The following is a 10,954-nucleotide window of genomic DNA, read 5'->3' as shown; positions in this document are numbered from 1 at the left end:
TATAGCTGCCGCCAACTGTATGAGGACATAAAACCCCAAAGAGAGTTGCCGCGCGGAGCGCGGCAACTCTCTTTGGGGTTTTGATTTTGTCCTAACAAAACTGGCGGCAGCTATAATAGCCAAATAAGGCAGAGCTTAGACTCTAACGTTTTGTGATGTCACTTGCAATTTCTTGACTAACATCAGGTATATAGTTACCTACAAAGCCATGTCCTTTACCTTTGCCGACACTGTGCAGCTTTGAATTTTCTGAACCGCCTGTACCGATAAATGCATCAACCTTGCGACCAATTTCACTGTAGGTTCCAACAAACATACTGACAGGATCCATCCCGCCAACATAGATACTAATATCAATAAATCTAGAAGGATGCTGCACGGCATTACCTGCGTAAATTAACTGTACATAGCTGTTCATGTCTTCTTTGGCTTTCTCGGCGGCAAGAACCTTATAACATTGTGCCGCCATCGCATCAGGTAAAATCCCTGCCTCTTCATAGGCATATTGGCAATATGCCTGTACTCTTCTTACATTGTCCGCAGATTGTTGAACAATGGGGATAAATTCTTGAGCTAAAATTTTATGCACTGCTCTTACAGCATTGTCAGTTTTGATTGTCCCACGGCTATGAGCTGATACGGTAACTCTTTTTTGCCGATGGACAGCGTCAAGCATAATTTCTTCCTGTTTTTCCGTTGCTTTATCCCTTACTTCCACTTTGCCTTTGATACAATCGATCAAATCACCAACTGTTCCTCCCCTTTGCGCACTATAGGTATAGAGAACATCCACAGCATCTTGACCTAAAGCTGCATCATTTTGTCCATCTAGTGCTTTATTAACTGACTCTTGTAAAGCCGCAGCACTTAAAATTCCTGACTTGGGCGCAACTGCCATACCATTGATGTGCGTAACTTGAGGATACCAATCTCCTAAAGATATAGGTTCTGGATAGGGCGCAATCATCGCTGCTTTCCCATTAAATCCAGTGACAAGTCCCATTGCATAGTAGACAACCTTGCCATTTCTCATCTTTTTACGTTTTACCTCTTCGATGCGACGATTGGGCGCACGTCCCGACACTCGAAATTGCTTGCTATCAAAATCACTAAAATCACCACTATATGTCTTGCCAGCACCAGTTACTTCGGCAGACATGGCTCCACGCCTTTCTCGGGTTGTAGGCATTTCATCAGGATCCATTTCATTGCTGAGAGATTCACCAATTTTTGCGATTTCTCCAACAACTTCAAGGCGCAATTTTTCAACCCCTGACCTTCTTTCACTATCCTCATCAGCAACATTTAGCCACACATCGATCACATTTAACAATTCAGATAGCAGAATGCTATCTGCTCCACTCTGTTCTATTTTTTTTAGACATTCATCTATCGCTGCAATTCTTTTCCTTTGATGAAAGCGAGAATAAGTTATTTTTTTAAAATCTTTAGCAGTCATCAATCTCTGAATAGAAGTATTTACAGGAGATGTGTTTGTTGAAGTTGAATCATTAGTCAACAAACTAGTCTGTTCCATTTTAGAAATGTTTAACTTGCGTCTGACAGGTGCGCCCTGTTGTATCACATGGGTCAACTCGTGGGCGATCAACTCCTGCCCGCTTCGACTACTCGGATCGTATGCCCCTTGCCGAAAGAATACATCTTGACCCGTTGTAAATGCTTTAGCTTGAATAGATTTATTTAAGTGATCGGATTGGGTATCTGTATGTACTTTGACACTACTAAAATCTGCACCCATTGCTTGCCCCATTTTGCTTTGGAGATGAGGATCTAGAGACTGACCGCGCCCCCTTGCATTTTGAATTGATGACTCTAAATCAAGTGATGCTTCACCACCACCAATATTTTCACGTCTCTGCACCAAGGGCTTCCTTCGCAGTTTCTCATCCCCTTTTTGCATTGACTCTTGTTTTTGGACAGGTTTAGCCTGCTTTGGCGAATTGATCTGTTGTACTACCTTTGATGCAGTGTCATCTGCTTCTTTCTCGTACTTATCATTGGGTTCACCAATATTCAACTTCGCCTGAATCGGCATAGAAGTATGCAGATCAGAAACAGCTCTTAAAGGATTCTTCGTTTTTCTCTGGATTGATGTAGGAGAAAATTCAGATTTTGGCGAAAAAATTACTTTCCCTAATATATTTCCCGAATTTTTTATTGTTTGCTTCGGAATATCCTCATCAGTCTGCGGTTGAGAGAAGTCTCTAGTTTGTAAATTTAGGTTTGTTGATTTAGCTGAAGTTATAGGTTTATGAGACTCTTCATAAGTATGCTTCATTGCTTCAGCCTCCTAAATTTAACCGTAAAAATTAACTAAAAAATAATTGTAAAAAATAACATAATTATTTCTCAAAAATAAGCTTCACATATTTAAATTGAAATGACAATACGCAACTTAAATATTTACCGTTCTTTATTTATTCTGCTTGATTTTGCGAAAAATCAATGAATTAATGTTTGTGAAATTTATGTTTATTATTGAAGCGTTACCTAGTCTCCCCAAGAAGTACTATAGCCAACTTTAAGACTCCCTTCCCCAAATTCTGGCGGTAACTCTACTAATTGCTTGACATTTAGAGCAAACCAGCTTTCGGTATTGAGGAGCATATCATTGGGATGATTTTGATTAATCCTTTGGATATGTTCTGATAATGCTTCAATTGTTTTAACTTTAGTAGCAATATCAAATATAAATGATGGATCTAGCTTTGCCTCAATTTCAACATTTAGGTTAGGCTTAAACTCTCCACCAAATAGCTGACCGCGCACGTCAGTATAGAGATTAAATAATTCATGGGTATCTACATATTGGTAAATTTCTGTACTCATACTAAATGTTAGTACACATCTAGTGATAATTTCATCAAGGAAATCGGCGCTCAAATCTATTACTTGCAGGGTGATTGGAGTGCCTTCAGGGTCGTGAAATTGTAATTTAAGCTCAAGGGGATGGTGGAAAGTTTTCATGATGGATGTTGGTATAAAGGCGATCGCTTAATCGCTTAAGAGTATAAAAATGCATGAAAAAGTATAAAAATTTTCTAGCAGTTAAACTAGTAGTTAACTTAGATTAATCTAATTCTGGATTCCAAGCCCAGTTTCCTGTTTTATCTCTTTTGAACGTGGCAAGTCTGCTAAAGCTTTCTTGTTTGACGGTTAGCATATCAACAGCATTTTGTTGTGCAGCTAATATCTTATCTACATACATGAGTTGTCCACTCTTAGTATAGTCAAGGGAAATCTCAATTTCACCCTTATCATCTGCAGGTTTTTTCTTGTATTTAAATCCAATCTTAACGCCAATTTCACCCTTGCTACCCGCTAATCCCATTTGGTCATTTAGGGATTTTCCAGGTTTAAATACAGTAAATTGAGTGGCAGGAGCGCCGAACACCTGAGCACCTGCGATCGCTGTATCTTCAGACATACCCAATAATAAGCCAAGTATTTGCCCCTTTGATTTAGAGCCAGACTCAGACGCTGCCGCTCTTCTTACGGATTGACCCACCGAATTAACCATACCGCCTAAAAGGGCAGGCATTCCTCCTAGCACCCCTTGGTGGATTGGTATTGAAACCTGTCCAGCGCATTCAATAGACCATTCATCAAGTTTGGCTTTTAAATCTTTTTCCTTAGAAGGATCGCCTAACCAGACAAACTTGGCTTTCCCATTCATTTTAAACATGGCACAGGTCGCCTCAAAGCTTGGTTCCAATTGATAAACTCTTCGACCAATACTTTCTTGAGCATCTCCCCGCCCAGAATAGGAATAGGAATCGCCCAAACCGCCGCCCCCTTGATTTTGAAGCAAGCGTTTTTTACCTTCCTTAACTCCTTTTTGGTCGTATCTGGTTCCCCCTGAACCCTTGACAGCCAGTTTCCCACCTAAGCCAACACCACCAACATCTTTAATCCCTCCCTGAGCGGTTATCGCCCCAACTAGCCCCGTTTCGACATAGGCTTTATCATCCTTGCCAAAAACTTCTTTCTCAACGTTGCCTGCCCACTTTTCAGCCCGTTTGTATCCTACACTACTGGTAGTTCCACCCCACATATAGTTAGACATTTCCACAGGTAATACTTTCGATTCGACAAATCGACGATAGATGGCATAGGATACTAACTGCATAACCTTACTACTATCTGCGGCTTGGGACTCGAAGTATCCTCCAATTTCAGCCTTTAGTTCGGCAAGCCCTGCAAATTTAGCACCTCCAGTTACTGTCAATTCACATCTTGTGTTCAGTTCCTTTACTTTCTTGCGTTCGCTCTGACAGACGAGGTGCATTCCTACAAAGCCCATTCCTGAAGGATCGCATGGAATCTTCAGTTCAATCTCTAATTTGCTCTTGTCTCCAGGATTGGGCACTGAGGCATCGATGAGCCAGCCCACCTTTTCTAGAGAAGATTTAGCACTACCTTCATATTTCTTCTTGATTGCGTCAATTTTTCCCGTTCGTTGACTGTCTTCAAGCTCTAGAGTCCCTGCTGTCGTATTTCTTTTGTCAAGAATATCTTGCTCGATTTTATTTAGCTTCGGGATTTCTTCTGTATCAAGGTGTGTAAGAAATTTTTGCATCCCAACCATACGAGTACTTCTAGATTTATCTCCAGTATGATCCTGTATCCAGTTATTGACATGTTCGCGGATTTCTTTAGCAAGATCTTGTGTCGACTTTAAGTCCTTGGTGCTGTAGGGATTGAGTTTGCCATACTCATCTATCAATTGCTCGATACTTTTGATAGTTTCCCCTCTTCTATCCAAGATTCCATCTTTGGTATGTTCGCGAAACGTCTTTTTATTCCACAATCTTTGCACTTGATTGGTAGGAGCAGCTTGGATTTGGCTCACCTGACTAGAATTAGGCAGAGGTTTGCGCCGCAATCTATTGCCATTTTGTTGCACCACATGGGTTAACTCATGGGCAATTAACTCCTGACCAGATTTACTACTGGGGTTGTACTCCCCTTGACGAAAGAAAACATCTTGTCCCGTGGTAAAAGCTTTTGCCTGAATTGATTGATTTAAGCGATCGGACTGAGAGTCGGTATGTACTTTGACATCGCTAAAATCTGCTCCCATTGCTTGTCCCATCGTTTCTTGGAGGTGAGGATTTAGAGATTGACCGCTACCTCTTGCCCTCTGAATTGACGATTCTAAGTCTGCGGATGTTTCTCCTCCTCCAAGAGCTTCACGTTTCTGAACTAAAGTGTTTGTTTGTATATTTCCATCATTATTATCTCCCTTTATTTTTAACTTTCTTTGGAGTGGAGAGATGTGGGTGGGCAGAGTTGATTCAGCGATCGAATCATTTTGTCTTTGGACAGAATTTTCTTGGTTATAGGAATTAATTTGCTCTACGACCTTTGTGGCGGTTTCATCTGCTTCTTTTTCATATTTATCATTGGGCTCGCCAATATTTAATTTTGCCTGAATGGAATTATTGATTCCTTCGTTAATTGGTAGCTTTAAGCGATTTTGAGGTTTTCTCTGAATTGCCCCATTTTTCTCGGTATTGGAGTTGAAAACTAATTTTTCAAGTAAATTTTCCGAAAAATTAGTTCTATGGCTACTTTCCTTTTCGCCATCTTTACTTAGGTTATCTAAATGATCGGAGTTAGGTTTAGCAAAGGGTCTGGTTTGCAGATTTAAATTTGGAGAATTAGCTAAATTTTGATTTTGAACTGTAGTTTCTTTTGTAATTTTCATATGTAAAATAATATGTAAAAGAAATATTATTGACTTTTAGGAATTAGCAACAATGAGTAGAAACTATTGAATTACTGCATAATATTCCTATACAGTTGCTACTCTTTAAGGGGAAATTGCAATATAGACTACAAGTATTCGTAGATTAGTAGTTTTGTTAAGCCATCGGAAAACTCTCGTATATCCATAATCTTGGATATACTGCCTTTGATATTTTATTTAACTATAAAACCTTAATAAGTCTATGTGTGCAGAAACACATGGACTGTATATTTGCACTATATAGCAAATCAAAACTCCAAAGATGAGTGGCGGCGCTTTGCGCCGCCACTCATCTTTGGAGTTTTGATTTGCTAGCTATTTCTAGAGTATTACTGAAAATAATTATTCAGGAAGTTGATCAGCGATCGCTGGATATAGTACATCGATTTTAGCTATAAAACGTTGAGATTGTCTTTGTCTCTCTATCTCAACCTCTCCATCAAACTCAAAGACATCAGTTACTTTAATTAATTCATCTTTATTAAATTGCATCGACTTCCCTTGATTTGTCATGCCTGTGATGGCTTCAGTTAATGTGAATTGACCATTGTAAAGATCGCAATAATCTTTTAATCTTGCGGCTATAGTCCGAGGCTTGTTCTCCGTTTGAATGGGCTGGACTGTGGGTATATGGGAATCATTCCTAGCCGCTAAACTCTTATACAAGGCATTGGGATTGAAAGCTTTATCTTTGCCAATGCCTGTAAGCGCCGATACTGCTCCTGTGGGGATTGTCATAAATGAATTTTTAGGAAATTGCTGCCCAGCCGCTTGAACAAGCTTTTGGGCAAATACCGTGCAGTTATAATCAATCAATTTATATTCAGGCGGTGATTGCATTTGACTCTTTGCTAAGGTCAAGGCTTGATTGTATTGCTTTTGACTTACTTCGTAGCTTAAAGCTCGTTGATCTTTATCGTTTTGGTGAAGGAGATCGGGATAGACCACCTTACCAGGTACGCTTAACTCGGGACGGTTATAACCTTTCATTGGGTAAAAGCCGAAACTATGATCTGTTAATGGTTTCTGATCCTTGTCATAGGTGTTTAATTTTACCCAAGTATGTCCGACTGCTGACGAATCACTAGCTAACTTTTTGATTGCTTTTTGTTTCTCTTCCTCTCCCATCTGGGTAAATTTTTCCCCATCTTTCTCCTTAAGTACTTGTTTGGCGGCTTTATTCTTAATTTGTGCACCTGAGAGTTGAGGTTTCTTCCCAACGATTTTATATTGATTCTTTCTGTTTTTGATGGTCAGTTCTAAACGTTTATTTGCAAATTCGATCAGATATGGGTTTTCGATCGCGGCAAAGATAGTCAACTTATAACTGGATGCACCAGCAGTTGATTCTTCTTGATTGGCGATCGTATCTAGTGACTGCTCGTTATTCTTTCGGAAGTCCTCCATAATTTGAGATGGAGTTTCGCTCTCTATTATCCTCTGATTTTTAACTCCCAGTTCGTTGCGAACTTCCTGAAGTAACCCTGAGATATAGGTGGCTTTTCGGATATCGGAAACTTTATGTCCCTCGCCAGAATCAACAGCATATTCTATCTTTTTATTTTGATTAACAACTTTCCTAGTATGTCCAGTCAGCCATTTTTCGCATAGTGTCTCTAATCTTTTACAAATATCCTTCTTTTGTTCATCCCCATTGGCTCTTTCATAATCCTGTAGACATCGCAGAATTTTGGTGTAATCACTAGAGTCTAACTTTGCCTTGCTGCTAGGTGCACCAGCTAGATGGACAAAATCCTCTCTCGATATGAGTCGTTGAATCTGGTTTGGTGCTCTATGAATGGTAGGTCGATCTCTTTTGGCTTGAGCAGCATTTTGCTGAACGACATGGGTCAACTCATGGGCAATTAACTCCTGACCGCCTTTGCTAGTGGGGTTATAAGCTCCCTGCCGAAAGAATACATCTCGTCCCGTCGTAAAGGCTTTGGCTTGGATTGACTTATTCAACCGATCAGATCGAGAATCCGTATGCACCCTCACGCCACTAAAATCCGCTCCCATCGCCTGTCCCATCTTAGTTTGTAGATGAGGGTCGAGGGCTTGTCCACTGCCTCTCGCTGTTTGAATGGAAGCTTCTAAATCGGGTTCTGCTTCACCTCCATCAAGGTTTCCTCTCCTCTGGAGCAAGGATCTGACGGGTAATCCTGCGATCGATTCTCTTCGCTGGATTCTAGAAAAGGAAAGTTTTCTTTGAATGCCTTCTTCTTCTGTTCCTAGGGCATCCTGTTTTTGGATTGATTGGCTCGAAGTGGGAGCATTAATTTGTTGGACGACTTTGGTGGCGGTAGCATCAGCTTCTTTTTCGTACTTATCGTTGGGTTCGCCAATATTCAGCTTGGCTTGGATTGCCATTCGCTCAGCATAGGCGGCTCTTAAGCGATGATGGGGCTTCCTTTGGATTGGTTTATCTGACGATGCCGATGATGGGGCAGAGATTAGTTTCTCTAATATATTTTCAGATCTGTTTGCCGATGTATTTGCCGACGGTGAATTTCTCCGTATTTGAGCTGAGTCATCTGACTCTAGTCGTTTCGCCAGTGGGGCAAAGCCTCTAGCCTGCAAATTTAGGGTTGTGGGCTGAGGAGAAGTTACAGGTTTATAGGACTCTTCATAAATACGCTTCACGTTATTAACCCCTAAATTTGCTTGTCAGTAGATACTTAAATGTAATATAGCAATTACAATGCGTTTAAGCGATCGTTGTATAGCGTTACACTATCATTACTTACCTGACCTGTATTCTGAAGTGGTCCAGTACGTATTATCTCTGCTCTTCCGATCGCTAACCCCTGCGCAAAGTTAGCCATGATTACCTGCAGGTGATTGTTTAGCTTATTTGTAACCGCGACTCTTTCATTTGGATTTACATTATATTCCCTTGGGTTTGCACCTACTTTCTCTCCAGTAATGATTTCATCAATAAATTTCATATGAGTATTCGTAGTGACATGACCTGAATCCCATGCTTCTGCGGCAATTGCGTCATAATTGGCATTAATGAACATAGCGACTAAAGGATGATTCAGCCAGTTCTGCAGAGTGATTTTTTGGGCACCTACTTGTTCGGTAAACTTCACCCTACTCCCTGGATCGACATTGTCAATTGGATATATCTTTCCTTGAGACATATTCATAAGTAAGTTATCAAGATTTGCCGATCCCACAATCCGATCAAAGTTTCCAAGGAAGATATCTGCTGCGGCAAGACGACCCAATGCTATGGCAAAGGAGGGATCTTGGGTAAGAAGTTTAAGAGGACTGTTTTTGTTTACCTTATCTTTTTTGCCAAATGTGCGATCGTTTGCAGATGTAATATGACCTCCATTCTGTGTTTGATCTTGCATTAGTTCACCGAAACCGCTGACTCCTTGTGCTGCTTCTTGAATCATCGTTGTATTAACCGCCACAGCCCCCAACAATGTCTGAGTGCGAGCATCTAAATCATTTATAAAGTTAGAGGCTCGAGCTTGAATTCCGACCACATCTTTGTGGATTGCAAAGCGCCTATCTAAATTCGCAATATTCCACTTCCCTCCCCTATCATTTTTTTTGGTTGATGCCATCGATCCGTGGAGATGGGACGCGATCATCTCCTCATCCTTCTCTCTAACGTTAGGCTTGACAACGAGCGTGGATTTGTTGTCTGACACAAATATGACTCCACCAACTCCCCCTTCACTTGCTCTAAATCTTGTAGCTTTCTTCCAGTCAGTGTCATGTAAGCTAAGTCTTTGGATAGTTTGATCGTGACTGAGACTAGACAAAGAAACCTTAATCGGGGAAGCAGGAACTTGAGTCCCTTGCGATCGCTCTAGTTTTCTCGACAATTTAGATTTATTTGTAGATCTATTTGCCACATTTTGAGCGCCATTTTGCTGAACGACATGGGTCAACTCATGGGCAATCAACTCCTGACCACCTTTGCTACTGGGGTTATAAGCTCCCTGCCGAAAGAATACATCTCGTCCCGTCGTAAAGGCTTTGGCTTGGATTGACTTATTCAACTGATCAGATCGTGAATCCGTATGCACCCTCACGCTACTAAAATCTGCTCCCATCGCCTGTCCCATCTTAGTTTGTAGATGAGGGTCGAGGGATTGTCCACCCCCTCTTGCCGTTTGAATGGAAGCTTCTAAATCGGGTTCTGCTTCACCTCCATCAAGGTTTCCTCTCCTCTGGAGCAAGGATCTGACGGGTAATCCTGCGATCGATTCTCTTCGCTGGATTCTAGAAAAGGAAAGTTTTCTTTGAATGCCTTCTTCTTCTGTTCCTAAGGTATCCTGTTTTTGGATTGATTGGCTCGAAGTGGGAGCATTAATTTGTTGGACGACTTTGGTGGCGGTAGCATCGGCTTCTTTTTCATACTTATCGTTGGGTTCGCCAATATTCAGCTTGGCTTGGATTGCCATCTGCTCGGCATAGGCAGCTCTTAAGCGATGATGGGGCTTTCTTTGGATTGCTTGACCTGACGATGCCGATGATGGGGCAGAGATTAGTTTCTCTAATATATTTTCAGATCTGTTTGCAGTTTTATTTTCGGAATAGTCTGAATGTTTTGGGGCTGAAACATCCGTAGAGGATTCTGTCTGTGGTGGTGCAAAGCCTCTAGTTTGTAAATTTAGGGTTGTGTGCTGAGGAGAGGTTACAGGTTGATAGGACTTTTCATAGATACGCTTCACAGAGTTAACCCCTAAACTTACTTGTAGAACAACATATTATTTCTGCCTTGGCTAATATTCTTACATATTTAAATTGAGATGCCTACTTACAGCTTAAATATTTCTTAATCTGTTTTTTAATCTGTAGTGAAAGTGCAGCGTTTGCTACAGATTTTAGGGTTGTGCTTAGTTATTGGCTAGCATCTAGAGACTGACCACCACCCCGCGCATTCTTCATCTTCTTCCTGCTCATATTTATCATTTGGCTTACCAATACTCAGCTTGGCTTGAATCGCCATACGTTTAGATAGAAGTCGTAGAGTAGGAAGGCTTTTTTTCGTAATCGTATTTACGCTTCATGTCACTAACCTCTAAATTTTCTTACTCAGACACAGCAAGTATAGTCGTTTTAAATAACTTGTAGACGGGCTTCGACTTCGCTCAGCCCTCGGTGTAAGCTAGCTGAGCGAAGTCGAAGCTGTAGTTTTTATTTGAATTATCTATA

The 10,954-nt window shown here is 40.9% G+C and carries 5 protein-coding genes; all 5 read right to left on the bottom strand.

Translation table 11 applies throughout. The features are described 5' to 3' along the window. Positions 1-142: 142 nt before the first annotated feature. Positions 143-2,299, bottom strand: a complete 2,157-nt coding sequence (locus tag AC805_RS26710) for a DUF4157 domain-containing protein (protein ID WP_231662425.1) — start codon at positions 2,297-2,299, stop codon at positions 143-145. Between the two features lie 212 nt (positions 2,300-2,511). Beyond that, entirely contained in the window at positions 2,512-2,988 is a 477-nt protein-coding gene (locus tag AC805_RS04460; protein ID WP_055074299.1) for a hypothetical protein, read from the bottom strand. A 103-nt stretch (positions 2,989-3,091) separates the two neighbouring features. Beyond that, the gene (locus AC805_RS04455) at positions 3,092-5,731 is read right to left on the bottom strand and encodes a DUF4157 domain-containing protein (RefSeq protein WP_055074298.1); all 2,640 of its coding nucleotides are present in this window, start codon (positions 5,729-5,731) and stop codon (positions 3,092-3,094) included. A gap of 384 nt (positions 5,732-6,115) precedes the next feature. Then, entirely contained in the window at positions 6,116-8,416 is a 2,301-nt protein-coding gene (locus AC805_RS04450; RefSeq protein ID WP_055074297.1) for a DUF4157 domain-containing protein, read from the bottom strand. 53 nt (positions 8,417-8,469) lie between these two features. Continuing rightward, on the bottom strand, positions 8,470-10,470 hold the full coding sequence (locus AC805_RS04445) for a DUF4157 domain-containing protein (RefSeq protein ID WP_055074296.1): 2,001 nt from the start codon (positions 10,468-10,470) through the stop codon (positions 8,470-8,472). Positions 10,471-10,954: the final 484 nt, after the last annotated feature.

Origin of the sequence: Pseudanabaena sp. 'Roaring Creek' (assembly GCF_001402795.1) — a bacterium.
GTDB lineage: Bacteria > Cyanobacteriota > Cyanobacteriia > Pseudanabaenales > Pseudanabaenaceae > Pseudanabaena.
Note: the sequence above shows the minus strand (reverse complement) of the source record. Positions and strands in the feature narration are given on the sequence as shown.

Bases quoted from the DNA above. Each gene is read 5' to 3' on its own strand.
- AC805_RS26710 (WP_231662425.1), bottom strand. From the start codon at position 2,299: ATGAAGCATACTTATGAAGAGTCTCATAAACCTATAACTTCAGCTAAA.
- AC805_RS04460 (WP_055074299.1), bottom strand. From the start codon at position 2,988: ATGAAAACTTTCCACCATCCCCTTGAGCTTAAATTACAATTTCACGAC.
- AC805_RS04455 (WP_055074298.1), bottom strand. From the start codon at position 5,731: ATGAAAATTACAAAAGAAACTACAGTTCAAAATCAAAATTTAGCTAAT.